General features: G+C 53.3%; 25 protein-coding genes and 2 pseudogenes. 7 read left to right on the top strand and 20 right to left on the bottom strand.

From position 1 onward, the window contains the following. Positions 1-2 precede the first annotated feature (2 nt). From sirB2 to hemA, 4 genes are read right to left on the bottom strand one after another with little or no spacing between them, the layout of a single operon-like run. Positions 3-395 (bottom strand): invasion regulator SirB2, encoded by a 393-nt coding sequence (sirB2, locus tag ACW9E7_RS11085; RefSeq protein WP_111965916.1) that lies wholly within the window; start codon positions 393-395, stop codon positions 3-5. Beyond that, positions 392-1,222: a peptide chain release factor N(5)-glutamine methyltransferase gene (gene prmC / locus ACW9E7_RS11090; protein WP_136194995.1), complete on the bottom strand. Its 831-nt coding sequence runs from the start codon at positions 1,220-1,222 to the stop codon at positions 392-394. Before prmC ends, sirB2 begins: the two co-directional genes overlap by 4 nt. Then, a complete protein-coding gene (gene prfA / locus ACW9E7_RS11095; protein ID WP_021240360.1) occupies positions 1,222-2,304 on the bottom strand; it encodes a peptide chain release factor 1 in 1,083 nt (360 codons plus the stop codon). Before prfA ends, prmC begins: the two co-directional genes overlap by 1 nt. Before the next feature lie 41 nt (positions 2,305-2,345). Further along, complete coding sequence (gene hemA, locus ACW9E7_RS11100) at positions 2,346-3,602, bottom strand: glutamyl-tRNA reductase (protein ID WP_024907067.1); 1,257 nt, start codon at positions 3,600-3,602, stop codon at positions 2,346-2,348. A gap of 201 nt (positions 3,603-3,803) precedes the next feature. On the opposite strand from hemA, the gene lolB reads away from it, so the two are divergent. The 4 genes from lolB to dauA all read left to right on the top strand — a co-directional run bounded on the left by lolB (position 3,804) and on the right by dauA (position 8,158). Beyond that, the gene (gene lolB, locus ACW9E7_RS11105) at positions 3,804-4,415 is read left to right on the top strand and encodes a lipoprotein insertase outer membrane protein LolB (protein ID WP_063621904.1); all 612 of its coding nucleotides are present in this window, start codon (positions 3,804-3,806) and stop codon (positions 4,413-4,415) included. Next, positions 4,412-5,281, top strand: a complete 870-nt coding sequence (gene ispE, locus ACW9E7_RS11110) for a 4-(cytidine 5'-diphospho)-2-C-methyl-D-erythritol kinase (RefSeq protein ID WP_458727779.1) — start codon at positions 4,412-4,414, stop codon at positions 5,279-5,281. The genes lolB and ispE overlap by 4 nt, the downstream gene beginning before the upstream one ends. Positions 5,282-5,406: 125 nt before the next feature. Continuing rightward, positions 5,407-6,354, top strand: a complete 948-nt coding sequence (prs, locus tag ACW9E7_RS11115; RefSeq protein ID WP_003856663.1) for a ribose-phosphate diphosphokinase — start codon at positions 5,407-5,409, stop codon at positions 6,352-6,354. Positions 6,355-6,478: 124 nt separating this feature from the next. Then, the gene (gene dauA / locus ACW9E7_RS11120) at positions 6,479-8,158 is read left to right on the top strand and encodes a C4-dicarboxylic acid transporter DauA (protein ID WP_458727780.1); all 1,680 of its coding nucleotides are present in this window, start codon (positions 6,479-6,481) and stop codon (positions 8,156-8,158) included. On the opposite strand, the gene ACW9E7_RS11125 is transcribed toward dauA, so the two are convergent. Then, positions 8,144-9,202 carry a MerR family transcriptional regulator gene (locus ACW9E7_RS11125; RefSeq protein WP_458727781.1) on the bottom strand — a complete coding sequence of 353 codons (1,059 nt, stop codon included), beginning with the start codon at positions 9,200-9,202 and terminating at the stop codon, positions 8,144-8,146. The genes dauA and ACW9E7_RS11125 overlap by 15 nt on opposite strands. Positions 9,203-9,324: 122 nt before the next feature. Next, positions 9,325-9,600: a stress-induced protein YchH gene (gene ychH / locus ACW9E7_RS11130; protein WP_111965910.1), complete on the bottom strand. Its 276-nt coding sequence runs from the start codon at positions 9,598-9,600 to the stop codon at positions 9,325-9,327. Between the two features lie 274 nt (positions 9,601-9,874). Between ychH and pth the strand changes: the two genes are divergently transcribed. Both pth and ychF read left to right on the top strand, forming a co-directional pair. Next, positions 9,875-10,459, top strand: a complete 585-nt coding sequence (pth, locus tag ACW9E7_RS11135) for an aminoacyl-tRNA hydrolase (RefSeq protein WP_133294627.1) — start codon at positions 9,875-9,877, stop codon at positions 10,457-10,459. 126 nt (positions 10,460-10,585) lie between these two features. Further along, complete coding sequence (gene ychF / locus ACW9E7_RS11140; RefSeq protein WP_003856650.1) at positions 10,586-11,680, top strand: redox-regulated ATPase YchF; 1,095 nt, start codon at positions 10,586-10,588, stop codon at positions 11,678-11,680. A gap of 58 nt (positions 11,681-11,738) precedes the next feature. Here ychF and ACW9E7_RS11145 read toward each other — a convergent pair whose 3' ends face one another. The 3 genes and pseudogenes from ACW9E7_RS11145 to ACW9E7_RS11155 form a co-directional block, all read right to left on the bottom strand. After that, complete coding sequence (locus tag ACW9E7_RS11145) at positions 11,739-12,182, bottom strand: hypothetical protein (RefSeq protein ID WP_458727782.1); 444 nt, start codon at positions 12,180-12,182, stop codon at positions 11,739-11,741. Between the two features lie 96 nt (positions 12,183-12,278). After that, positions 12,279-12,842, bottom strand: coding sequence for a hypothetical protein (locus ACW9E7_RS11150; protein ID WP_458727783.1), 564 nt, complete (start codon positions 12,840-12,842; stop codon positions 12,279-12,281). Next, positions 12,808-13,869: pseudogene (locus ACW9E7_RS11155) on the bottom strand (RHS repeat domain-containing protein); the annotation flags it as partial. The pseudogene ACW9E7_RS11155 and the gene ACW9E7_RS11150, both read right to left, overlap by 35 nt. A gap of 2 nt (positions 13,870-13,871) precedes the next feature. Here ACW9E7_RS11155 and ACW9E7_RS11160 point away from each other — a divergent pair. After that, positions 13,872-13,973 (top strand): annotated as a pseudogene (locus ACW9E7_RS11160) (DUF933 domain-containing protein); the annotation flags it as partial. 53 nt (positions 13,974-14,026) lie between these two features. Here ACW9E7_RS11160 and ACW9E7_RS11165 read toward each other — a convergent pair. The 11 genes from ACW9E7_RS11165 to ACW9E7_RS11215 all read right to left on the bottom strand — a co-directional run bounded on the left by ACW9E7_RS11165 (position 14,027) and on the right by ACW9E7_RS11215 (position 24,257). Beyond that, the gene (locus tag ACW9E7_RS11165; protein ID WP_133294630.1) at positions 14,027-14,320 is read right to left on the bottom strand and encodes a YciI family protein; all 294 of its coding nucleotides are present in this window, start codon (positions 14,318-14,320) and stop codon (positions 14,027-14,029) included. A gap of 99 nt (positions 14,321-14,419) precedes the next feature. Further along, positions 14,420-14,785 (bottom strand): hypothetical protein, encoded by a 366-nt coding sequence (locus ACW9E7_RS11170; RefSeq protein ID WP_133294631.1) that lies wholly within the window; start codon positions 14,783-14,785, stop codon positions 14,420-14,422. A 16-nt stretch (positions 14,786-14,801) separates the two neighbouring features. Beyond that, positions 14,802-15,146 carry a hypothetical protein gene (locus ACW9E7_RS11175; RefSeq protein ID WP_232057346.1) on the bottom strand — a complete coding sequence of 115 codons (345 nt, stop codon included), beginning with the start codon at positions 15,144-15,146 and terminating at the stop codon, positions 14,802-14,804. Between the two features lie 120 nt (positions 15,147-15,266). After that, positions 15,267-15,743: a hypothetical protein gene (locus ACW9E7_RS11180; protein WP_163353908.1), complete on the bottom strand. Its 477-nt coding sequence runs from the start codon at positions 15,741-15,743 to the stop codon at positions 15,267-15,269. 26 nt (positions 15,744-15,769) lie between these two features. After that, positions 15,770-16,252, bottom strand: coding sequence for a hypothetical protein (locus ACW9E7_RS11185; protein WP_070533130.1), 483 nt, complete (start codon positions 16,250-16,252; stop codon positions 15,770-15,772). Between the two features lie 146 nt (positions 16,253-16,398). After that, on the bottom strand, positions 16,399-16,644 hold the full coding sequence (locus ACW9E7_RS11190) for a hypothetical protein (protein ID WP_126304651.1): 246 nt from the start codon (positions 16,642-16,644) through the stop codon (positions 16,399-16,401). A gap of 575 nt (positions 16,645-17,219) precedes the next feature. Next, positions 17,220-17,426, bottom strand: coding sequence for a hypothetical protein (locus ACW9E7_RS11195; RefSeq protein ID WP_126304639.1), 207 nt, complete (start codon positions 17,424-17,426; stop codon positions 17,220-17,222). A 381-nt stretch (positions 17,427-17,807) separates the two neighbouring features. Next, positions 17,808-22,286: an RHS repeat-associated core domain-containing protein gene (locus ACW9E7_RS11200; RefSeq protein ID WP_458727784.1), complete on the bottom strand. Its 4,479-nt coding sequence runs from the start codon at positions 22,284-22,286 to the stop codon at positions 17,808-17,810. 3 nt (positions 22,287-22,289) lie between these two features. Continuing rightward, complete coding sequence (locus tag ACW9E7_RS11205) at positions 22,290-22,730, bottom strand: DcrB-related protein (RefSeq protein ID WP_111964743.1); 441 nt, start codon at positions 22,728-22,730, stop codon at positions 22,290-22,292. Positions 22,731-22,805: 75 nt separating this feature from the next. Then, positions 22,806-23,699, bottom strand: coding sequence for a hypothetical protein (locus tag ACW9E7_RS11210; protein WP_136195742.1), 894 nt, complete (start codon positions 23,697-23,699; stop codon positions 22,806-22,808). 3 nt (positions 23,700-23,702) lie between these two features. Next, positions 23,703-24,257, bottom strand: a complete 555-nt coding sequence (locus tag ACW9E7_RS11215) for a hypothetical protein (RefSeq protein WP_232057347.1) — start codon at positions 24,255-24,257, stop codon at positions 23,703-23,705. Between the last annotated feature and the right edge of the window lie 43 nt (positions 24,258-24,300).

Raw genomic sequence — 24,300 nt, forward strand, 5'->3', positions numbered from 1 at the left:
ACTTACCCCAGTAACGGTATTCTTGTGGTGGCGAGTTTAATGATGATGTACAGCACCACCAGACCCAGCAGAAAGGCGATAAACCCGACCTGCTGGCTGCGCGGACGACGACGCCCAAGCGCGATAAAACCCAAAACGATGTAGATGATAACGCCAAACAGCTTTTCAGTCAGCCATGCGCCTTTATCAGTAAATGGCAGATAGCCGGTCTTCCACATAAGCCCGGCACCGGAAAGGAGCAACACCGTGTCGATACAGTGTGGCGCGATACGCACCCAGCGGGCATCCATCAGCGGATTGTTGCTGTAGCGCCACCAGTAACGGACAATGAAAAAGGTGATGGTCAGCGCAACGGAAATCAAGTGGACGGTAATAAGTACGGTAAACAGGCTCATAACCACTGCCCCAGCGTCAGGCGCTCGTTGCCGCCGTAGTCGCGGCAGGTTTCGACAGCGGCGTAGCCTGCTTGCATAAACAGCGCTCGCACGGCTTCCCCCTGCGTCCAGCCATGCTCCACGAGCAGCCAGCCACCGGGAAGTAAATGTTTTCGTGACGTTGTCACAATGTGATCAAGATCGGCTAATCCCGCGTTGGCAGCAACCAGCGCCGTGAGCGGTTCAAAGCGAACATCTCCCTGCGCAAGGTGCGGATCATGTTCGTCGATGTAGGGAGGATTGCTGACAATCATCGCAAATGAACGATTCTCAAGCGCGGCAAACCAGCTGCTTTGCAGCACCGTCACGTTGCTGAGCCCGATTCGTTCCACGTTACGCTGCGCCAGCGTGACCGCATCAGGCATCACGTCCACCGCCGTAACGGTGCAGTCCGGCCGCTCGCTGGCGAGCGCCAGCGCGATGGCCCCGGTACCGGTACCGAGATCGAGAATGCTGCAGGCCTCCGCAGATAAACGCGCCAGCGCCTGCTCAACCAGACACTCGGTGTCCGGACGCGGGATCAGCGTTGCCGCCGAAACGTACAGCGGTAACGACCAGAACTCGCGCTCGCCGACAAGGTGCGCCACCGGCTCGCCGGTTTTACGGCGGGCAAGCAGCGCGGCGAGCTGTGCTTCCTGTTCCGCGGTCAGTTCAGTTTCGCCGAAGGCCAGCAGGTACGTGCGGGCTTTACCCGTCACATGCTCAAGCAAAATTTCGGCATCGCGTTTAGGGCTTTCACTTTCGGAAAGCTCACCGGCAGCCTCACGTAACCAGCGCTGAAAATCCATTATTCCTGCTCGGACAGTGCCGCCAGCTGGTCGGCCTGGTATTCCTGCACGATAGGCTCAATAAGCATGTCCAGCTTGCCTTCCATCACCTCGTCCAGACGGTACAGCGTCAGGTTGATGCGGTGGTCGGTTACGCGCCCCTGCGGGAAGTTGTAGGTGCGGTTTCGGTCGCTGCGATCGCCGCTGCCCAGCAGGTTACGACGCGTGGATGCTTCCGCCTGCTGGCGTTTCGCCATTTCGGCAGCGTGGATACGCGCGCCCAGCACCGACAACGCTTTGGCTTTGTTTTTATGCTGGGAACGCTCGTCCTGACATTCGACAACTATACCGGTTGGCAGGTGGGTAATACGAATGGCGGAATCGGTGGTGTTAACGTGCTGACCGCCCGCGCCAGAGGAGCGGAAAGTATCAATACGCAGGTCCGCCGGATTGATGTCCGGCAGTTCCGCTTCCGGCAGCTCCGGCATCACCGCCACCGTACAGGCAGAGGTGTGAATGCGGCCCTGAGATTCGGTGGCCGGTACGCGCTGCACGCGGTGACCGCCGGATTCAAACTTGAGACGTCCATACACGCCGTCGCCGCTGATCTTGGCGATAACCTCTTTATAGCCACCGTGTTCGCCTTCGTTGGCGCTCATGATCTCCACGCGCCAGCGACGCGACTCGGCGTAGCGGCTGTACATGCGGAACAGATCCCCGGCAAACAGCGCCGCTTCGTCACCGCCGGTACCGGCGCGAACTTCCACAAAGGCGTTACGCTCATCGTCCGGATCTTTCGGCAGGAGAAGTACCTGAAGCTGCTGCTCCATCTCTTCAGAACGCGCTTTCGCATCCTGCAGCTCTTCCTGCGCCATCTCGCGCATTTCAGGATCGTCGAGCATCATCTGCGCGGTTTCGATATCTTCCTGAACCTGTCGCCAGTCGGTAAAGCATTTAGAAACATCACTTAACTGCGCGTATTCACGTGAAAGCGCGCGAAAACGTTCCTGGTCCGCAATGGTCCCGGCATCCCCGAGCAGCGCCTGTACTTCTTCATGGCGCTCGTGCAGAGCTTCCAGTTTAGCTACGATAGAAGGCTTCATAGGCGTAAGTGCACCTTGTCTTAGAAAATGGGTATAAGGCGCTATTCCAGCCCGAGGCTGTTGCGCAGAATAGTCAGGCGTTCATCATCCCCGTCACGGGCGGCCTGCTGAAGAGATTTGGTTGGAGCATGGATAAGGCGGTTGGTCAGTTTCCACGCCAGATCCTGCATAATTGCGTGCGCGTCACCGCCCTGTTCAAGGGCCGCTAACGCTTTGGCAGTCAGGTCGTCACGCACCTGCTCCGCCTGTCCGCGATACTCGCGGATGGTCTCGCTGACGCTTTGCGCGCGCAGCCAGGCCATAAACTCACTGGTTTCCTGCTCAACGATGGTTTCCGCCTGAACCGCCGCCGCTTTACGCTGGGCAAGGTTGTGCGAAATGATGCTTTGCAGGTCATCCACGCTGTAGAGGTAGGCGTTAGGCAGCTTGCCCACTTCCGGCTCAACATCGCGCGGGACGGCGATATCCACCAGCAGCATCGGCTGATTACGACGGGACTTCAGCGCACGCTCCACCATCCCTTTTCCGATAATCGGCAGCGGGCTGGCGGTAGAGCTGATGATAATGTCCGCCTCTTTCAGGCGTTCATCGATGTCGCTCAGGGCAACCACCTCTGCCCCCACTTCATCCGCCAGCACCTGCGCGCGTTCGCGGGTGCGGTTAGCGATGATCATCTTTTTCACTTTATGCTCGCGCAGATGGCGCGCCACAAGTTCGATGGTTTCGCCCGCGCCCACCAGCATCACGGTGACGGTAGAAAGGGATTCAAAGATTTGGCGTGCAAGGGTGCAGGCCGCGAAAGCAACAGAAACCGCACTGGCACCAATGTCGGTTTCGGTTCGCACACGCTTCGCCACGGAGAACGACTTCTGGAACATGCGCTCCAGCTCGCTGGCCTTCAGATGCCCTTTTTGTGAATCGGCAAACGCTTTTTTCACCTGACCGAGAATTTGCGGCTCGCCCAGCACCAGCGAATCCAGACCGCTGGCCACGCGCATCAGATGGCTGACGGCATCGTTGTCCTGATGCCAGTACAGGCTGTTACGCAGCTCGTCTTCGTTGAGATTGTGGTAGTCGCATAGCCAGCGGATCAGCGCTTCGTGCAGGTTGTCCTGCTCTTCCACGCTTAAATAGAGCTCGGTACGGTTGCACGTCGAGAGCACCACGCCACCCTGCACCATCGGCTGTGCAAGCAGGCTGTCCAGCGCCAGGTCAAGCGTATCCGGCGAAAACGTTACGCGTTCTCGCAGCGAAACCGGGGCTGTTTTGTGGTTGATACCGAGTGCTAATAGGGTCATGTTGAGCGGGAGTAGTACCAGCGTTAATAAGGTTAGCAGAACGCATCATACAGGATGCGCGAGATCAATAAAAGAGACAGCCCCCTTTCGGAGTAATAGGTTACACAGTGCTTTGAGATAATTTGAACGTAGACGGTAGCCCCCTTCGACGCTAGCATTAACAGTCATAACTGCAACGTATCTCAAGGATTTGTCCTCATTATGACCCGACTGATTCGCCTGCTGCCGCTGGCAGCACTGGTTCTGACCGCCTGTACCGTCACCCAACCAAAAGGCCCGGGCAAAAGCCCTGACTCGCCTCAGTGGCGTCAGCACCAGCAGGACGTCCGTAATTTGAACCAGTACCAAACCCGCGGTGCCTTCGCTTATCTTTCTGACGAGCAAAAGGTTTATGCCCGCTTCTTCTGGCAGCAGACGGGGCAGGACAACTACCGCCTTCTGCTGCTGAACCCGCTGGGCAGCACCGAACTGGAGCTTATCGCCAAACCGGGCGAAGCGCAGATCACCGATAACAAAGGCCAGCACTATACCGCGACCGATGCCGAAGAAATGATTGGCAAGCTGACCGGGATGCCTATCCCGCTCAACAGCCTGCGCCAGTGGATTCTGGGCCTGCCGGGTGACGCCACCGACTACACCCTGGACGACCAGTACCGTCTGAGCCAGGTGAACTACACCCAGAACGGCAAGACCTGGAAAGTGGTGTACAGCGACTATGACAGCAAGAGTAAACCGTCGCTGCCATCCAACATGGAACTGACCCAGGGCAGCCAGCGCATCAAGCTGAAAATGGACAACTGGATCGTTAAATGATGACCCAATGGCCCTCTCCGGCAAAGCTAAACCTATTTTTATACATTACCGGCCAGCGCGCTGATGGCTATCACACGCTGCAGACGCTGTTTCAGTTTATTGACTATGGCGACACGATCTCCATTGAACAGCGCCAGGACGGGCAGATTTGCCTCCTGACGCCGGTCGACGGCGTGGCGCATGAGGACAACCTGATCGTGCGCGCCGCGCGTCTGCTGATGAAAGCCGCAGCGGAATCAGGCCGTCTACCCGCGGGAAGCGGCGCGGAAATCCGTATCGAGAAGCGGCTGCCGATGGGCGGCGGTCTGGGCGGTGGCTCATCCAACGCTGCAACCGTGCTGGTTGCGCTGAACCATCTCTGGGGCTGCGGGCTGTCGAAGGATGAACTGGCAGTACTGGGCTTGACGCTAGGGGCTGATGTCCCGGTGTTTGTGCGCGGTCATGCGGCCTTTGCCGAGGGCGTGGGGGAAATTCTCTCCCCTGTAGAACCGCCGGAAAAATGGTACCTGGTTGCCCATCCTGGCGTAAGCATTCCGACCCCGGTCATCTTTAAAGATCCTGACCTGAAAAGGAATACCCCGGTTCGGTCAATAGAAACGTTATTAAATTGTGAATTCAGCAACGATTGCGAGGATATCGCAAGAAAACGTTTTCGCGAGGTTGATGCGGTGCTTTCCTGGCTGTTAGAATACGCGCCGTCGCGCCTGACTGGTACAGGAGCCTGTGTCTTTGCTGAATTTGACACCGAATCCGCCGCTCGTCAGGTGCTTGAGCAAGCGCCGGTTTGGCTGCATGGTTTTGTAGCACGTGGGATGAACACCTCCCCCCTACAGCAGGCCATTCTGGCGCAGACTGAGTTTCGGTGACAACGTCACCCTGTTCCAGACGTTGCATCGCGCTCTTTAATACACCGCCTGGATAGCCTTTGCCTGGCCCGCACAGTTTACGGCGAACGCTATCCACCACTGGACGCATGCCTGAGGTTCTTCTCGTGCCTGATATGAAGCTTTTTGCTGGTAACGCCACCCCGGAACTAGCACAACGTATTGCCAACCGCCTGTACACTTCCCTCGGCGACGCCGCCGTAGGTCGCTTTAGCGACGGCGAAGTCAGCGTACAAATTAACGAAAATGTACGCGGTGGTGATATTTTCATCATCCAGTCCACCTGTGCTCCAACGAACGACAACCTGATGGAACTGGTTGTTATGGTCGACGCTCTGCGTCGCGCTTCCGCAGGCCGTATCACTGCTGTAATCCCTTACTTCGGCTATGCACGTCAGGACCGTCGCGTCCGTTCCGCGCGTGTGCCAATTACCGCTAAAGTTGTCGCTGACTTCCTGTCAAGCGTCGGCGTTGACCGCGTACTGACCGTTGACCTGCACGCTGAGCAGATCCAGGGCTTCTTCGACGTCCCGGTTGATAACGTATTCGGCAGCCCAATCCTGCTGGAAGACATGCTGCAGCTGAACCTGGATAACCCAATCGTGGTTTCTCCGGACATCGGCGGCGTGGTACGTGCCCGTGCTATCGCTAAGCTGCTGAATGATACCGACATGGCGATCATCGACAAACGTCGTCCGCGCGCTAACGTTTCTCAGGTGATGCACATCATCGGTGACGTGGCTGGCCGCGACTGCGTGCTGGTCGACGACATGATCGATACCGGCGGTACGCTGTGTAAAGCAGCTGAAGCGCTGAAAGAGCGTGGTGCCAAGCGCGTGTTCGCGTACGCGACTCACCCGATCTTCTCCGGTAATGCGGTAAACAACCTGCGCAACTCCGTCATTGACGAAGTTGTAGTATGCGATACCATCCCACTGAGCGACGAGATCAAGGCACTGCCAAACGTGCGTACCCTGACCCTGTCCGGGATGCTGGCCGAAGCGATTCGTCGTATCAGCAACGAAGAATCCATCTCTGCAATGTTCGAACACTAATCGAACACGGCCTAAAAACCCGCTGCGGCGGGTTTTTTTGTCTCCGGGTTTTATTTGTATGATTAATGCCTCCTTCACCTGCCATTCATATGACAGATGATGCGCATACGGATGATAGATAATTGTGAAAAACGTAGCCTCCTCACATGTTCTGCCCTTTCGCGCCCTCATCGACGCCTGCTGGAAAGAGAAGTACACCTCGTCACGCTTTGTCCGTGACCTGATTGCCGGGATCACCGTCGGCATTATCGCCATCCCGCTGGCGATGGCGCTGGCAATTGGCAGCGGCGTTGCGCCGCAGTACGGTCTGTACACCTCGGCCGTTGCCGGGATCGTCATTGCCCTGACGGGCGGCTCGCGCTTCAGCGTATCCGGCCCGACTGCCGCCTTTGTGGTGATCCTCTACCCGGTTTCGCAGCAGTTTGGTCTGGCAGGCCTGCTGGTCGCCACCCTGATGTCCGGCGTCTTTTTGATTCTGTTTGGCCTGGCTCGCTTTGGTCGCCTGATAGAGTACATTCCCCTTTCCGTGACGCTGGGGTTTACCTCGGGGATTGGTATCACCATCGGAACCATGCAGATTAAGGATTTCCTCGGCCTGCAGATGCCCCACGTACCGGAGCACTACCTGCAAAAAGTGGGGGCGCTGTTTATGGCGCTGCCGACTGCTAACCTGGGCGACGCCGCCATCGGGATTGTGACGCTGGGCACGCTGATCGTCTGGCCTCGTCTGGGGATCCGTCTGCCGGGTCACCTGCCCGCGCTGCTGCTGGGCTGCGCGGTGATGGCCATCGTCAATATGTCCGGTGGTCACGTCGCGACTATCGGCTCGCAGTTCCACTATGTTCTGGCGGACGGTTCACAGGGTAGCGGCATTCCGCAACTGCTACCGCAGCTGGTGCTGCCGTGGGACATGCCCGGTTCCAGCTTTACCCTAAGCTGGGATTCCCTGCGCGCCCTGCTTCCCGCCGCGTTCTCGATGGCGATGCTGGGAGCGATTGAATCCCTGCTCTGCGCCGTCGTTCTGGACGGCATGACCGGCACCAAGCACAAAGCTAACAGCGAACTGGTCGGTCAGGGTTTGGGGAACCTCGTCGCGCCGTTCTTTGGCGGTATTACCGCAACGGCAGCCATCGCCCGCTCTGCGGCCAACGTGCGCGCGGGTGCAACGTCACCTGTTTCGGCGGTTATCCACTCCGTGCTGGTGATCCTTGCCCTGCTGATCCTCGCCCCGCTGCTCTCCTGGCTACCGCTTTCCGCCATGGCCGCCCTGCTGCTGATGGTGGCCTGGAACATGAGTGAGGCGCATAAGGTGGTGAACCTTCTGCGTCGCGCGCCGAAAGACGACATAATCGTGATGCTGATCTGCATGTCGCTGACCGTGCTGTTCGATATGGTTATCGCCATCAGCGTCGGGATCGTGCTGGCTTCTCTGCTGTTTATGCGCCGTATCGCGCAGATGACGCGCCTTTCCCCGGTTAACGTCGAGGTGCCTGACGATGTGCTGGTGCTGCGCGTGATTGGCCCGCTGTTCTTCGCCGCGGCGGAAGGTCTGTTCAGCGATCTTGAGTCCCGCATCGCGGGCAAACGGGTTGTGGTGCTGAAATGGGATGCCGTACCGGTGCTGGATGCCGGCGGTCTGGATGCCTTCCAGCGCTTTGTGACACGTCTGCCGGAAGGCTGCGAGCTGCGGGTGAGTAATCTGGAGTTCCAGCCCCTGCGCACCATGGCGCGTGCGGGTGTCCAGCCTATCCCTGGCCGACTCTCCTTCTATCCTAACCGTGAAGCCGCGCTAGCGGATATGTGAGTTATCTGATGCAGAGAAACGTCTCTGCATCATCACTCCGATCGCCTGCTGGAGCCATGCAAGCACGGCAGGCGTCATCCAGGTTCCTTTCATCAGGTGCGGCTCCTGCTGCATGGCGGCGCGAAACTTTTGCTGAGTTTCCGGGCTGGTGCCCGCGTAGGACTGGAACAATGCCAGCCAGTTTTCAGCCAGCTTTTGCGCCTCCTCCGAGGCAGGATCGATATTTTCCCGCTGCGCCTGATGCAGTTTCGCCACCAGCGGCGGCCACTCCATCATACGGTCAAAATAGTGCTTCCGGGTAAAGGCCATCTCCTCGGCAGAAAGATATTTCTCCCAGATAATCAGCTTCGACTCGGCAAACGCCCGCGTAATGTAATCGGTCATCTCCGGCGTGATGCCGGTCTGCGCCTGCATCTGCGGTTCAACGCTGTGCATCTCGTTCAGCCGGGTGAGAAACTCCGGCTTGCCCGCCGTGTCCTGCTCCAGGCGTTCCATCCAGCGCGTCGCCAGATCCATCGCCCGCGCGTCCGTAGCGGGTATACCGTGTTCCAGCAGCGTGTTGGCCTCTGCAACCAGCCCTGACCAGATAGCCGCCAGCGCATCCTTCTGCACCGCAAACGGCAGCTGCTGTAACTCTTCTTTGCTAAACCAGCGATCGTACATATTCATTAACTCCAGAGTCTGTAGCCAGGATTCCAGATCAGGCGTCGCATCGTCGAGAAGCCCGGCTCGCAGCTCCACCAGCCGGTCGCGCAGCGTATGTATGCTGCGCAGCTGTTTATCCAGCAGCGTGATTTGCGCATCGAGTAACTCGGTTAACGACAGCGACTCCTGCTCCAGGAAATCCCTGATTTCAGCAAGTTCCAGCCCCGCTTTTGCCAGCGCCTGGATCATGTGCAGACGCTGGACATCCGCCAGGTTGTAAAGCCGGTAACCTGCCGCGCTTCTGGCAGAAGGCAGCAACAACCCTGTTTGCTCATAGTGGTGCAATGTCCGCACGGTGATCCCGGCACGTTTCGCCAGCTCACCCACCTGAATCAACATAACTGCTCCTTTTTCTTTGCCAGTGGCGCCACTCTGGAGCCTTACGTTACGTGAGGGTCAACCCCTGATGCAAAAAAAAAACGACTCCCTCGGGAGCCGTTTCGGTGTTCTTTATCGCAGCACTAGCTGTGCTTATGCTGGTCGCGACGACAGCGTTTGTCGTAGTGGCGCACCCACCAGTATTTATCGCACACTTCCTCATGTCCGCTCATGCGCGCACCGGCGAGCCACAATACCGCACCGAGGAAGATGCTCAGTATCGCGCCATGGGCGAAGTATTGCGGGAGATCAAGCTGCGGCAACTGGTTCAAAATGGAATAACCCACGCCGCCTACCATCACGAACAGCCCCAACCCCATCAGCACGTTACCGAGTAACGAAGCGTTTTTGCGTTTCATGTGTCACCTCCGGAACTTTGGGTTGTCATGGGAAAAGCCCCTAATCCTTGTGTGTAAAGTATAGACAACGCCCCTTTTATGAGTTGCGTGAATGATCACAATTACAGATAACTCCCAAACAAAAGTTTACAAATAAGACTTTGAACAGCTTGAAATTCTAATTGTTCAAATCAGAAATTATTCGTATTTCGCCGAGAAGATCGCAGAATTTTGTCAAGCGGCGCGCCAGACAGTAAACTACGCGCCAGATCTGGAACCCATTAGGAATTGAATCGTGACGATTAAACTGATTGTCGGCCTCGCCAACCCGGGCGCAGAATATGCGGCTACCCGCCATAATGCCGGTGCATGGTACGTCGATCTGCTGGCCGAGCGGTCACGTGCGCCCCTGCGTGAAGAACCTAAATTCTTCGGGTATACCTCACGTATCAACCTTGCAGGCGCGGACGTTCGCCTGCTGGTACCCACCACGTTTATGAACCTGAGCGGTAAAGCCGTGGCGGCGATGGCAACGTTTTATCGCATCAATCCGGATGAAATTCTGGTCGCCCACGATGAGCTGGATCTCCCCCCTGGCGTGGCGAAATTCAAGCTGGGCGGCGGCCACGGCGGCCACAACGGCCTTAAAGACATCATCAGCAAGCTGGGCAATAACCCGAATTTCCACCGTTTGCGCGTGGGAATCGGCCATCCGGGCGATAAAAACAAAGTTGTCGGTTTCGTGCTCGGTAAGCCCCCGGTTTCCGAACAGAAACTGATTGACGAGGCGGTAGACGAAGCGGCGCGCTGCACTGAAATCTGGCTGCAAGACGGCTTAACCAAAGCGACAAACCGCCTGCACGCTTTCAAAGCGCAATAATCCGCCCGATACGGCTTTTTTACCGCGCGTCATGCGGGTTACGTGTATAATAGGCGTAGTTATTTACTTTTCATCAATCGGTTATCGTTAACGGATTGATTATCAAGATATTAAGGTGATTTAGAAATGGGATTCAAATGCGGTATCGTCGGTCTGCCAAACGTGGGCAAATCCACCCTGTTTAACGCGCTTACCAAAGCGGGTATCGAAGCGGCGAACTTCCCGTTCTGTACCATCGAACCTAACACCGGCGTGGTGCCAATGCCGGACCCGCGTCTGGATCAGCTCGCGGAAATCGTGAAGCCGCAGCGCATTCTGCCAACCACCATGGAATTCGTGGACATCGCGGGCCTGGTAAAAGGCGCATCCAAAGGTGAAGGCCTGGGCAACCAGTTCCTGACCAACATCCGTGAAACCGAAGCGATCGGCCACGTTGTGCGCTGCTTCGAGAACGACAACATCATCCACGTAAACAACAAAGTGGATCCGGCTGACGACATCGACGTTATCAACACCGAGCTGGCGCTCTCTGACCTCGACACCTGCGAACGCGCGATTCACCGCGTGCAGAAGAAAGCCAAAGGCGGCGACAAGGACGCGAAAGCGGAACTGGCTGCGCTGGAAAAATGTCTGCCACAGCTGGAAAACGCCGGCATGCTGCGCGCGCTGAAAAACCTGACTGACGAAGACAAGGCGGCGATCAAATACCTGAGCTTCCTGACACTGAAGCCAACCATGTACATCGCCAACGTTAACGAAGACGGTTTCGAGAACAACCCTTACCTCGACAAAGTGCGTGAAATCGCCGCGGCGGAAGGTTCTGTGGTTGTTGCCGTGTGCGCTGCCGTTGAATCCGACATCGCCGAGCTGGACGATGCCGACCGTGAAGAGTTCATGGCCGAGCTGGGTCTGGAAGAGCCGGGCCTGAACCGCGTGATCCGCGCAGGCTATGAGCTGCTGAACCTGCAGACCTACTTCACCGCTGGCGTGAAGGAAGTTCGTGCCTGGACGATCCCTGTAGGTGCGACCGCGCCTCAGGCGGCCGGTAAGATCCACACCGACTTCGAGAAAGGCTTTATTCGTGCGCAGACTATCGCGTTTGAAGACTTTATCACCTACAAGGGTGAGCAAGGCGCGAAAGAAGCAGGCAAGATGCGTGCGGAAGGGAAAGATTACATCGTTAAAGATGGCGATGTGATGAACTTCCTGTTTAACGTTTGATTGGTTTTGAATGAAAAAAATCCACGCTTTGGCGTGGATTTTTTTTAAGTTAACGAACTTAAGCCCTCTTGCGCAGATAGAACTCAAGATATTTTTTAGGTCTATCTTGAAATGCTCGTTCTTTGCCGTAATTATAAGCATCGTTAAAATATCTATACGCTTCATCGAATTGATTCAGCTCGTAACAGACCATACCCAGGTCGATTAATGGTGCGGTGTCTATATCCGATCTACGTGTGCGCAAAGTCGTCTCTCCCCATTTCTTCGCCTCATCGTAATCCTCAAGATCAAAGTAAGCGCTGTACATGCACGCAGCGATCCAGTTAGCAAATTCCGATTCAAACTTTGGCTCAGGAAGAGCTTGCCAGGCTTTTTGGTATTGCTCTAAAGCCTCGGCGTATTTTTGGTTGTCGTGAAACTCGTTTCCTTTTTCTACAAGAGATGTAACTCTTTTTTCATCGAATTTATAGCATACATTTTTCATATATTTATTCATTATCATTCGAAAAGAGACCTCCTTGCCTATATAAAAGGGATATAAGCAATAAATGCCTTCAGAAGCATGGAGGTCTCTAAAAGAGTAAGTTTTTATTGTTAACTAACCAAAAAAGAAATATTTAAAAGCTTCTGCCTCAACATCCTTAAGCTTGCTTTTTAGCACTAAATCGATATCTTCCAGAAAGTCCTCTCTGAAATTAAAATCATCATCTGTAGCATCACCATCATATTTACTTTGTTCTATCTCAATGGCAGAACAAAAAGCATCCAAAAAGTCGGCTAAAGAATTGGAAATAATGAAATTTCTTTTTTGAATACTACCATATACAGGAGATGTAATATTTTGGGTATCACAAAAAAGAACATCTCCATTTCTTTCAGCAAAGATTATATATTCATCGCGCCAGGTCGTGTCATTTTGAACTCGCCAGCCTGATAACATTTCATTAAGCTCTTGGGGCTCAACAATCTGTATAAAGAAAGTACCATCAAATGTTGGGTGGTCATTTAAAATCAAATGGCTATAAAAAAAACGAATTTCGCCATTTAAATTCACTGGAAAAGAAGTTTCATTTTCATCGTCTGTATAGTCTATCTCTCCCATATTTAAATCATTCATTTTGAATTTGCTAACAAAGTCTTGGACTGCATTTTTTATGTTCATCTTTCCCCCTATAATTGCTTACAAGAGAATCGTGTGGGCGGTAGCGAATCAGATCTTCAGGAGTTAACCCCCACGGATCCACCCACCCCAGCGCATTCGGCGCATACTGGTAAAAGGTTTATCCCCCCCGCCAGCCCTATCGGGTCCTGCTGCGTAAACCTTCCGCAGTCCGGGTCGTAATACCGGAACAGATTGTAGTGCAGCCCTGTCTCACGGTCCAGGTATTGCCCCTGCATGCGCAGGTTCTGGGAATATCCTGATACCTGCGTCTCGCTTTCCCGCAGCAGCTTGCCCCAGGCGCTGTTGACCCCTTCCCAGCGCACCTGCCCTTCGACATCCGTCATCCGCTCCGGCGTGCCGTTCGGCTGGTAGTGGAACCAGAAAATCTCCGGCGCTTCCACACCGTCAATACGTGCCAGAGGGTCGTAGCTGTCCTGGTCGCTGTAGACGTAGGTCAGCGGCACATCTCCGTGCTGCTCTTGCAGCAGGCGGAACCCTTCCCAGACAAACCGGGTGGTGACCGGCTTGCCGGTTGGCTGTCCGCCCAGCACCTGGCGGCGCGTTTTGCTGATGCGGCGCCCGAGCGGATCGTAGCGGAAGCTGACCTGCGTCTGCGGCTTGTTGCGATCCCGCGGCTGGTTGATGACCTCCGTCAGGCGATGTTCGCCGTCGTAGCGGTAGTGCCAGCGCGTCTGGCCGTTATCCTTCTCCACGGTGCGGCCGTGGATGTCATAGCGCCAGCGAATGCCGTTCAGCTGCGTACGGCGGTTGTGCGTGACCTTCTCAGCAGCCCCTTCGAGCGGGTTATCGTCCCGCTCTTCACGCACCAGGTTATTGCGGTAGTCGTAATCCCTGCGGCGGGACCAGCGGCGCGGCGACGGCACCTGGCATTGCAGGTAAAGACGTCCCGGCAATGCGGTTGGCCAAGACGATCGTATTCGCTGCGGGTGGTCAGCAGCCCCTGGGTGCGGCTGGTCTCCCGGTGGAGTTCGTCGCGGGTAAAGTCGGAGACCGACAGCTTATTGAGAACAAGGTGAGCAAGGCGCGAAAGAAGCAGGCAAGATGCGTGCGAATGGGAAAGATTACATCGTTAAAGATGGCGAAGTGATGAACTTCCTGTTTAACGTTTGATTTGTTTTGAATGAAAAAAATCCACGCTTTGGCGTGTTTTTTTTATTGCGGGGTTAAAACACATTGTCCAGGAGTTCGGTTTTCATGCAGGGTTCAAAGGGAATGATTTCAGCAGTCGCAAGTTTTAACCTCTGAAAAGGATCCTCGCGCAAGCGCTCTTCAAGAGAGGCAAGACTCTCACATTTAGCGAGTATGACTCCACCGGTCCTTGGGATCCGTCTACCGGACGTCAGGAAAATCCCCTCTGCATACCCCTTTTTAAGCCACTCCACATGAGCAGGTTTCGCTGCGTCGATTTCTTCGTGTGGTTTTATATAGGTCAAAATGACAATGTAAACCGTGCTCATCCTTTACCACTCAGTTCAGTTTTAAACCGCTTGTTGGAACTGCTTATGCGGCCCTCTTTGGCTACCGGTTATTGTTATCGTTTTTTGGCGCTTTTGATGTTAATACGCAGGGCCCAATTGAGACAAAGCATTACGCTTCATATCCCAGGAATAAAACCAATCATGCCAGCAGTTTTGCTTTTCTGCATAGCTACAGACCACAACCACTTCCTTTGACAGGTTGAAGGTTAAGTAATAGAAAAATGCGCCTTCAGGAGGTGCTGACCAAAATAGTTTTTCGCCCTGCGCATTGAAGATGGTCAAAACGGTTGGTAATGGCTTTGGCTTGCTTAACGCAAAGACTAACTGGCGTGTTGAGTCGACCATTGCATAGTCTAAAAATGGCATACTAACCTGTATGTTACTTTCGCCACGCGCCCATTGAAGCAGGTCATTTTCTTTAATACAAATGAGATTTTCAATCATTGGTAAACCTCAACTTTTAAAGTTTGATCTGTTTCAAATCACCTTCAAAAAGCCCTACAAGATATACCCGGTATCGGGCTGGCTGCACTTCTTTATACGTTAATACAGTAGAAAACTCTTTCAAACACTTTGTACATGTATTTTTCGAAACATCTAATTGGCTATCGTCGTAGCTATATTTCTTATGTTCACTGACAAGCTTCACACCTCTCATTTTCTTTACCAAAAAGCATTTTACCTCTTCAGTGAGCGTGTCAAAATCATATGAGTTTACGATAGAATAGACTATTACCCCCTCGCATTCAGGGCATGCTATTTTTGCGCCATAATCTATAAAGTCATTATCAGTGCCATCCAGCACTAATATCTTCTTCTTTAGTCGATTAGTTAATTTCAATTTTTATTGAGCCTTTAAGTTATTAATAGAAAAGTAAGGCGAGAAGAAAATGAGGAATTTTATTAATTAATAACATTATTTATGTCAAACATTCCATTCGATATAAATACCACAATCGAAGCTTTTTTCATTAGACTGCACAACAATACTCCCCCATTCATGCACCCATTGAAATCCATATGGGGGATTGGTAATTTTAAGCTTAGGCTTTGAGCTTATTTCATTCTCAACCCATGCTGTCAAACGCTGCCGCTCATCCGATAAATTACTCAGACTAGCCCTTTTATCCCAATCCTCTAGCGTTTTATAAAAATTTCCATCCTTACTAGTAAGGAATAATGATGGAGTAAAAGAAAATGCTGAGGGCCTCAGTTCCAAAATGAAAACTTGATCTTTCCATTTAATATTATCGATAGCGAAATAAAAAGGACCTATTTTAGTCAATGGCGAGAAGAACTTGTAAAATGCGGAATTTTTAAAAGTATCAACATCTTTTAATTCGATTGGGTAGTTGTTAATTGCTACAAATCCAGTATGAACATCAAGTTTCATTTCTAACATATCTAAACAACCTTGTCTGGAAGTGACTACGTTATATTCCAAACTATATATATCCCATGATTAAACGACTTTGTCTCATATGAGACTGAAACCCGCCCCCACGCAAAGTTCCACCTAATGATGTCTGTTTCCATGGTATCAGGCGTGTCCAGGTTTAGTGATTCTTTCAGCCAATCAGACAAACTTTTTACTGATTCATTTAGTATGTGAATATTAGTTCGAGCATTCCAATCATTTAATGCTTTATAGTATTGACTGTTTTTATCAACAAGATGAAGCATAAAAGGAAAACCATAGCACACTGGGCGTATAGTAACTTGAAATTCTTTATCGGAAAACACTGCTGAGTCAACAAGGTAGTGATTTGGCATGGTTTTCTTAACGGCTTTGTGCTTTACTAATTCGCGGTATAAATCACACTTACAAAAGCCTTCTTCAGTATCAATTTCCAAAGGCAGATCATCAAGATTTAGTTCACCTGTAATCGGTTTAAATTTTAATTCAATCATTTTGTCCTAATTGACTTTTTATTGTCTGACAAGTTCTTAATAATATAATCGACTCAACATGAGAATATCCATATGAGGAGCATTTTCCGCGTACAAATTATATTTATTATAACCATTTACAATGACACCCGCATAACAATAAAGTCTTATTGCCAATGGTGCAATAAGTCAATCCACATTTCTTTTTCCTCAGCGTTAATTTTTATGCCATCACTACTTTGTTTTACATACTGCATGTACGTTTCATAAATTGCTCTTATTATCACCGTTTTTTCAGTGCGAGATCCTTCAATCAAAGTCATTAGTTTTTCTAAATAAATTGATGAATCCACTCTTTCGTTGAAAAAAAACCTCAGATAATCAAGTACTTCATTATATGAATCGTAATTCATGATAGGCATCCCTGATTTCATACACTGGTTTGTTTGGCACATCCAATTCTGGAGATACTCGGATATCTGCGTCTCGCTTTCCAGCAGTAGCTTACGCAGGCTCCGTTCGCCCCTTCCCAGCGCTTCTGCCCTTCGATATCCATTATCCGCTCTGGCGTGCCGTTGGGCTGGCAGTGGAACCAGAAGATCTCTGGGGCATTAACGTCGTCAGCATGTGCCAACGGGTCATCACTGTCTGGTCGCAGTATACTTAGGTCATCGGCACGTCCACGTGCACCTCCTGCAGCAGGCGGTTATGGGTAATTTTCTCAATCGCCCTTCGAACGGATTATCATCAGCGGCGAACAGGTTTTGAATAAAGTTAAAACAAGGAAATCAGCATAATGCGTGATATATAAAATAAAATCTGTAATTAATATATTTCTAATGTCCCTCATAGGGGAGGGTAAGGATTGGGACGACTCAAGAGTCATTTACCCTTCCCCATGCATCAACCTACTCACCTTCCATAAAAAAACTAAAAAAACAAACATAATAAACAACCTGAAAAAATCAATTCCCCGTATAACTATTAGTTAGCAAAAATAAAAGTAAATATCACGTATCAAATCTCCATCCGCTTCATCAACGGTTCTTGTTTTGACTTTATTAAAGTCAGCTAAAATACCTTTCACTGGCACATCAGGCTTTGATATGTCATCATAAAATGCTTCCCGTTGACTTTCCCGAACATATTTTTTTATTAAAAAAACAAGATTCTTTCGTAACTTTTCCACTGTCATTCATTTTACTCCTGAATTTTAATAACACATTCGAAAAAAACAGATTACCTCCTGACACCGATGGTAATAGCATAACCTTAGCAAAATAATACGGGATATTAAGTAAAAACCCACCCAGCCATTTTTATTTAATATTTTACTGCCATATATTGAACAACTGTTTCCATACCTCCTGTTCCTCATGAGTAGGGACTCTATAATCTTGAGTCTTTCGCCTATATTCCATAAAACATGAGTCTATAGCTCGAATAGCCACCATTTTTTCTTTTCGACAATCATCTAAAATAGATTGCATATCCTGCAAACAATTAGAATCAAGAATATATTTTTGAAAAAACAGCTCCAGGAAATCTAACACTTCATTATAAGATTGTAAATTTATCATGGTTCCTCTGGCAGAATATCAATCTTGTCGAAATTAATAACTCTATTTTCAGCATGCAGCTGTTGAACATTACCTTGGCCGTATTCAGGGTATGCCTTAGTAAACGGTTCAAGTGGCGCTCCTGGTCTATCGCCGAACATTCTCGGGGTTCGCACTTGCGGAACACCATTTTCATATAATTGAAGCGTATCAAACTCAGCTCTAAGACGTCCATCACTCCATGATTTATCCAAAGGATCAAGTGGATTCAATTTATCTGCTCCTTTGATCTGGAATGCATCTCTTACTGTGCGGCCGGAGTCTAATTTATCAAAACCAAAATAAGTGACTGGTGCGGATTTGGATTCAAATGTTTTAGGCACCCATGCATTAATAGTACCGTCATCCTCAAGATACCTCATATAGCGATAGGCTGTAGAAGGCATTGTAGCGCTTGGCCCCGCTGGACCGACGTAGAAATCAGGTTTCGTTTTACCGCTACACTCACGGCTCAACCCCCACGGATCCACCCATCCCAGCGCATTCGGCGCATACTGGTAAAGGTTTATCCCCCCCGCCAGCCCTATCGGGTCCTGCTGCGTAAACCGCCCGCAGTCCGGGTCGTAATACCGGAACAGATTGTAGTGCAGCCCTGTCTCACGGTCCAGGTATTGCCCCTGCATGCGCAGGTTCTGAGAATATCCTGATACCTGCGACTCGCTTTCCCGCAGCAGCTTGCCCCAGGCGCTGTTGACCCCTTCCCAGCGCACCTGCCCTTCGATATCCGTCATCCGCTCCGGCGTGCCGTTCGGCTGGCAGTGGAACCAGAAGATCTCCGGAGCATTAACGCCATCAATACGCGCCAGCGGATCGTAGCTGTCCTGATCGCTGTAGACGTAGGTCAGCGGCACATCCCCGTGCACCTCCTGCAGCAGACGGAACCCTTCCCAGACAAACCGGGTGGTGACCGGCTTGCCGGTTGGCTGTCCGCCCAGCATCTGGCGGCGCGTTTTGCTGATGCGTCGCCCGAGCGGATCGTAGCGGAAGCTGACCTGCGTCTGCGGCTTGTTGCGATCCCGCGGCTGGCTGATGACTTCCGTCAGGCGATGTTCACCGTCGTAGCGGTAGTACCAGCGGGTCTGGCCGTTATCTTTTTCCACGGTGCGGCCGTGGATATCATAACGCCAGCGAATGCCGTTCAGCTGCGTCAGGCGGTTGTGCGTGACCTTCTCAACAGATCCTTCGAGCGGGTTACCGGCAGCATCCCAGCGCCACTGCTCCTGTCCGGGCAGCGTGCCGTCCTGAACGAGCAGGCGCCCGGCGCTGTCGTACTGCCAGCGGTACCAGCTGAACGGGTTATCGTCCCGCTCTTCCCGCACCAGGTTATTGCGATAGTCGTAGTCCCAGCGGCGGGACCAGCGGCGCGGCGACGGGCGCTGCGCATTGCCGGTAAAGACGTCCCGGCGATGCAGTCGGCCAAGACGATCGTATTCGCTGCGGGTGGTCAGCAGCCCCTGGGTGCGGCTGGTCTCCCGGTGGAGTTCGTCGCGGGTAAAATCAGAGACCGACAGCTTATTGAGCGCAATGCTGAGCAGATGCCCGCTGCCGTAGTAGAACTGCTTCAGCTCGCGGCCATCGGGCAGCGTGACGGAGGTGCGGTTGCCCAGCGTGTCATACTCCCACGCCAGCTCGCCGTGCTCGCCCGCTTCGCGCGTCACGCGACCGAGCGCGTCATACTCAAAGGCAAGCTCCTGCTCTGCCTCGGTGGTCCACGCGTCGGCTGCAAGTGCAGGATGCAGCCCAATCCGGCTTAATAGCCCGGACGGTGTGTAATGGTAGCGGGTCTGCCCCTCCGGCGTGGTGCGGGCGACCAGCTGGCCGCTCGCGCTCCAGGCGAAGACGTGGGTGATGGCCTCCGGATGACCGGCGGCAAAGGTGCGCGCAATCGTGCGCCCGCAGGCATCATAGCGATACTGCGAGGCCACGCCATCGAGCCCCACCTCTTCCAGCAGCAGCGAGTCTGGCCCCCAGCGGAACTGATACGCTTCGCCGTTCTCGTTTTCCAGGGCAATCAGACGCCCGCGGCTGTCCCAGCGGCGTCGCACTTCTTCACCCTGCGTATTACGGGTGGCGGTTAAGCGCCCCGCCTCGTCGTATCTGAACTCACTTTCTTTCCCGTCAGCACCCGCATGCTTCACCGGCAGGCCACGTTCGTTCCATTTGAGCGATTCCATCCAGCCTTCCGGGCGATCGAGCTGCACCGGACGCCCTGCGGCGTCGTAGCGGTAGCGCGTCTCTTCCCCGTCGGCGCCAGTCTCAGCCACCAGCCAGCCCAGCGGATGATAGCGATAGCGGGTAATACGCCCGGAACAGTCCGTCGAACGGACAATCTGCCCGGCCTCGTTGTACTCCTGGTAACGGCTGTTGCCAGCGGCATCGACCTCTTCCACGACCTGGCCAAACTCGTCCCGGCGCAGCTGCGTCGTCTGCCCCATCGGGTCTACTACGCGCTTGAGCCCGTGATGTTCGTCGTACCAGAACCGGGTGGCGCTGCCGTCGGCTTCAATAATGGCCGCAGGAAGCGCGCGGTGCTCCAGCCAGGTGGTGGTGCGGGTGTTGCCGTCGGCATCGGTCTCCTGCACCCGGTTGCCCATCTCGTCGTAGACAAAGGTGACGGCGTTGCCGAGCGGATCGATGCGACGCGTGAGAAGCTCGTTTTCGTCCCACTCGTAGCGCCAGTTTTCACCGCGCTCGTCAACGTAGCGGACAATAAGATTCTGCGCGTTCCAGTAGTGACGGCGCGTCTGACCATCGTAGTGCTCGACGGTCGTCAGCCCGGCGGCTAAATCGTAGCTAAAGCGGCACCCGTCGCCGGTGCTGGTACGGTTTTCCACCACGCGCCAGTGGTCGAATTTTTGCCACCGGTATTCGCTCTCCAGACCGCCCGGCATCCGGTGCCAGACCATCAGGCCGTGGTCGTTGTAGCGGTATTCACGCGTCACCACGCCAGAGGCATCCGTCGCGCTCGCCAGCTGACCGCGCGCGTCGTAGCCCCACTGCATCAGCGGCCAGGTCTGGTTGCCGTCGAAGTGGCTGGCTGCGGTCACGCGCTGCGGGAAACGTTCATCGTCATAGCGCAGGGTGACGTCGATTGCCCGCGGCTCGTCATGAATACCAGTCAGCCTGCCGTGCTCGTCCCACTCCGTCAGCAGCGCGTTGCCGTATTCGTCGCTGAGGGAGGCCAGACGCAGGATGGAGGGGTTCGCCCGGGTTGGTTTATACAGACGCCACACCGCGCCGTCATCGTCGGCAATCGCCACGTCGCCGCTCTCGTTGCGGCGGATAATAATGCCTTCGCTGATGCTGTAAAATGCCCGGTCGACCGGCGGCAGCTCGAAGCTCAGCTCGCGCCCGGTTTCGTCGAACCAGGTCGCGTTGTCTTCTTCCAGCGCCAGGTAGCTGTCAAAAGTGGTTGCCCAGCCCAGACCAAACAGCCCTTCGCGGGTGGTCAGGCTGTTGTAGCTGCGCTGCCAGCGAAGCGGGAAGCGCCCCGGCAGCGAGAAGTCGAGTTCGTCGTCGTCATTCAGCACCTTCACGCCGGTAGCGGCGTGAACCGGGTGCGAGGAGCCGAACACGGCGTTGACCGCCATATCGGCCAGCATCCCGCCGCCGGCCGCCGCCAGCGCGCAGGGCATATTTTTCAGGATCTTGCCCGGACGCCCGCGCAGCAGGGAGAGCGCAATCATCCCCAGCGCCAGACCCGGCGTTTTACCGCTTTTGATATCGCGAACCGTGAGCGTGTCCCCGCCGATGATTACGTTCGGGGAAACATCGTCGGACACAGTACCTTCGCAGGTGGTGCGATCTTTCGCACGCACCGCGGGCTGCCCGTTGATGAAGACGCTTTTAGAGCCTTCCGCCAGATACTGCGGCCCGGAGTGCTTTTCGCACGCCACCTTGTCTTCTTCCAGCGGCGAGGTTCCGGCAGCGGCAGAGGCCACGCTCGGCTGCCACATTTCGCTGCCAAACTGTCCGGCGGCAGAAAGCAGCATGCCCGCGTAATCGGCAAAGCTGCCCGGCGACTGCGGCTCAGGTGAAGGAGTATCTGTGGGCGTCAGCGTGCCTGCCGCGCGTGCGGCGGGGATTGCGTTGGTGAGAACGTTACTGGAACCGGTCGTGATTTTACCCGCAGGCGACGGCGGGAAAAGCGCATTGCCTAACCCCTCAGCGGCGTTGCTGATATCGTCGGTGATCCCCGCAACGTTCGCCAGCACGCCACCGATAATGCCGCTTAACAGACAGCTGGAGCCAATCGCCGCCACGCCTGCAGCTGCTGCCCCGGCCCCCAGCAATGGCGCAGCTACGGTTGCTGCTGCGCCTACCGCCGCGCCGATCACCGCATAGGCGGCACCTTCCGCCACAATGCTGGTGATGTCAGCAAAAATGCTGGAGTGAATAATCTCGTCGCCCTTACGGGCCGCGTTGTTATCGCTCATGCCTTACACATTCCGGTTGTCGTTTAGCGTCAGACTCTGCTTAAGCGCGCTCCAGCGCACCTCGTCCTCTTCGGTAAAGGCTCTGAGTGCCGAGAGGGTAAAAATCATCAATACCGGTTTGCCCGGCGTCTGCACGGCCAGCTGTTTTTGCCACAGGCGCTGCCCGTTACGGTCAAACGTGGTCTCAACTTCCAGCCCGTTAATGTTGCCGTCAGGCCCGGCCTTTACGTTCCTAAATTCGCTCTGGGCGATCTCACCCATCTGAGGACGCAGTACATCCCACTGGCGGTGGAACTCTTGTTCATAGTCGCTGCCATCGGGGATCACGCCGCGGCTGACCACCACGGACAGCCCGCTTTCGTCATCGCGAATAATGTTCATGCTGTTATCCTGCCAGGCAGCAGGAAAAAGGGAAAACGAACCTTCCTGGAGGGTGTATTTCATAAGTGAACTCGGGATGATTGATATTGAGAGAAACAAGAAGGCCAATCCATGCTGGCCTTTTGGCTGGCTGTATAGTTATTTAAGCCACTGGCCTGACTGCTCGACTAAAATATGGTTGCCTTTGCTGACAACCAGATTCACGGGGGCGTACGTCACGGTATAAGCGACCTCGCCATTCTTGTACGTTGAGCCGATTATTTTACCTGCGGAGTCGTGCAACGTTTTTCCCTTTAAGGAGATCGTACTGTTATCGCTTTTTCGCACGCCGAGATAGAGCATCTCGTCACATTCGCTCTCAAAATGACCGCACCTGTTTTTCAGAGAAATAGCGAACTTTTCGGTATCCAGTTTTCTGGTTTCAGCGTGATGAACCGAAGCGGCTTTACGTAACGTATAGCGCTGTGGAGCATAATCATTTCCTTTTTGAGGAGGCGTTACCAGACGCCATTCCATTTCACTCCCCTTTATTTCCAGAACAGCCCGTCCGCCTGCGCCGCCTGCCCAAACCCCGTCAAACGCAGGTCTCGACTGGCTGTTCGTTGCAAACTGCATCGTATTGAACCTGGCGGCCCATTGCTGGATATCAACATTAATACCCGGGCTATTATCAGAGGATTGGTAATGGATTACGTCCGACTCCGGAACCACCCAGGCCGCAAAGATTTTGCCGTCAGGATTGATAACCAGCGCTGACGCGTTCTCCAGATAAAGATCTTTTAGCCAGCCTTCAACAAACAATCCTCCACCTGTGGTGGTATGCGGTTCGCCGAAGACGTCAAAGTTATCAATAAAGGTTTGGTAGTGATTTCCCAGCAGCGTCCTGAGATTGTCTGTCACTTCACTGTCGTTAAGGATGCGACCTACCGTATCGAGCTTATTATATTGCGATAATTCAAGTGCCGATGACGTTTCAACGACGCCTGTCAATAAAGCCGTGAACAATACGACTGCCAGATATTTTTTGGTCATAAATTATTCTTGAGAATCATTTTTGTAATTCATCGTTATTTTTATAACGTTGCCGCCTTTTATCTCAAAAGAGAGCAATTCTTTATCCAATTCGTAGGTAATCCACTGCTCCCCCGCATCATTGTCGACCTGACCGGTACCGTATGCGCTGTTCAGTTCCTTTCTCGTTGAACCCACATGGACACCACGCGGCGTTGCGAATTCTTCGGCAGTCAGCGTAATCTGCGACACGATATAATCATCAACGCTTCGTTCAGCTTTATCCCACCAGAGATTGGAAGTGAATATCTCTACTCCAGCGTTTTGATGCTGAAAGAATTTATATTGGACTCCATCAAAAGGAACCTCACCGGTAAAACTGCCTTCCACCGGCACGCCAATTTTACGGGCAATATCAGGCGTCCATCTGTCGCCCAAGGCGACAGGCAGGTCTTTGATCTGTACTGAAAAATCCTGTTTAGTCAGAATGGATGGCTTACCTTGAGCGAAAACCACATTGCTGCCAGGACAGCTAAACATCAGGACCGAACAAAGAAATATTGGCGTATGTTTTTTCACGTTAATCGTCATTTATTAAATGTGTATGGCCATTATCACCCTG

It is taken from the genome of Enterobacter sp. H2G27, from assembly GCF_054403075.1.

Bases quoted from the DNA above. Each gene is read 5' to 3' on its own strand.
- sirB2 (WP_111965916.1), bottom strand. From the start codon at position 395: ATGAGCCTGTTTACCGTACTTATTACCGTCCACTTGATTTCCGTTGCG.
- prmC (WP_136194995.1), bottom strand. From the start codon at position 1,222: ATGGATTTTCAGCGCTGGTTACGTGAGGCTGCCGGTGAGCTTTCCGAA.
- prfA (WP_021240360.1), bottom strand. From the start codon at position 2,304: ATGAAGCCTTCTATCGTAGCTAAACTGGAAGCTCTGCACGAGCGCCAT.
- hemA (WP_024907067.1), bottom strand. From the start codon at position 3,602: ATGACCCTATTAGCACTCGGTATCAACCACAAAACAGCCCCGGTTTCG.
- lolB (WP_063621904.1), top strand. From the start codon at position 3,804: ATGACCCGACTGATTCGCCTGCTGCCGCTGGCAGCACTGGTTCTGACC.
- ispE (WP_458727779.1), top strand. From the start codon at position 4,412: ATGATGACCCAATGGCCCTCTCCGGCAAAGCTAAACCTATTTTTATAC.
- ACW9E7_RS11125 (WP_458727781.1), bottom strand. From the start codon at position 9,202: ATGTTGATTCAGGTGGGTGAGCTGGCGAAACGTGCCGGGATCACCGTG.
- ychH (WP_111965910.1), bottom strand. From the start codon at position 9,600: ATGAAACGCAAAAACGCTTCGTTACTCGGTAACGTGCTGATGGGGTTG.
- ychF (WP_003856650.1), top strand. From the start codon at position 10,586: ATGGGATTCAAATGCGGTATCGTCGGTCTGCCAAACGTGGGCAAATCC.
- ACW9E7_RS11145 (WP_458727782.1), bottom strand. From the start codon at position 12,182: ATGATAATGAATAAATATATGAAAAATGTATGCTATAAATTCGATGAA.
- ACW9E7_RS11150 (WP_458727783.1), bottom strand. From the start codon at position 12,842: ATGAACATAAAAAATGCAGTCCAAGACTTTGTTAGCAAATTCAAAATG.
- ACW9E7_RS11165 (WP_133294630.1), bottom strand. From the start codon at position 14,320: ATGAGCACGGTTTACATTGTCATTTTGACCTATATAAAACCACACGAA.
- ACW9E7_RS11170 (WP_133294631.1), bottom strand. From the start codon at position 14,785: ATGATTGAAAATCTCATTTGTATTAAAGAAAATGACCTGCTTCAATGG.
- ACW9E7_RS11180 (WP_163353908.1), bottom strand. From the start codon at position 15,743: ATGTTAGAAATGAAACTTGATGTTCATACTGGATTTGTAGCAATTAAC.
- ACW9E7_RS11185 (WP_070533130.1), bottom strand. From the start codon at position 16,252: ATGATTGAATTAAAATTTAAACCGATTACAGGTGAACTAAATCTTGAT.
- ACW9E7_RS11190 (WP_126304651.1), bottom strand. From the start codon at position 16,644: ATGAATTACGATTCATATAATGAAGTACTTGATTATCTGAGGTTTTTT.
- ACW9E7_RS11195 (WP_126304639.1), bottom strand. From the start codon at position 17,426: ATGACAGTGGAAAAGTTACGAAAGAATCTTGTTTTTTTAATAAAAAAA.
- ACW9E7_RS11200 (WP_458727784.1), bottom strand. From the start codon at position 22,286: ATGAGCGATAACAACGCGGCCCGTAAGGGCGACGAGATTATTCACTCC.
- ACW9E7_RS11205 (WP_111964743.1), bottom strand. From the start codon at position 22,730: ATGAAATACACCCTCCAGGAAGGTTCGTTTTCCCTTTTTCCTGCTGCC.
- ACW9E7_RS11210 (WP_136195742.1), bottom strand. From the start codon at position 23,699: ATGACCAAAAAATATCTGGCAGTCGTATTGTTCACGGCTTTATTGACA.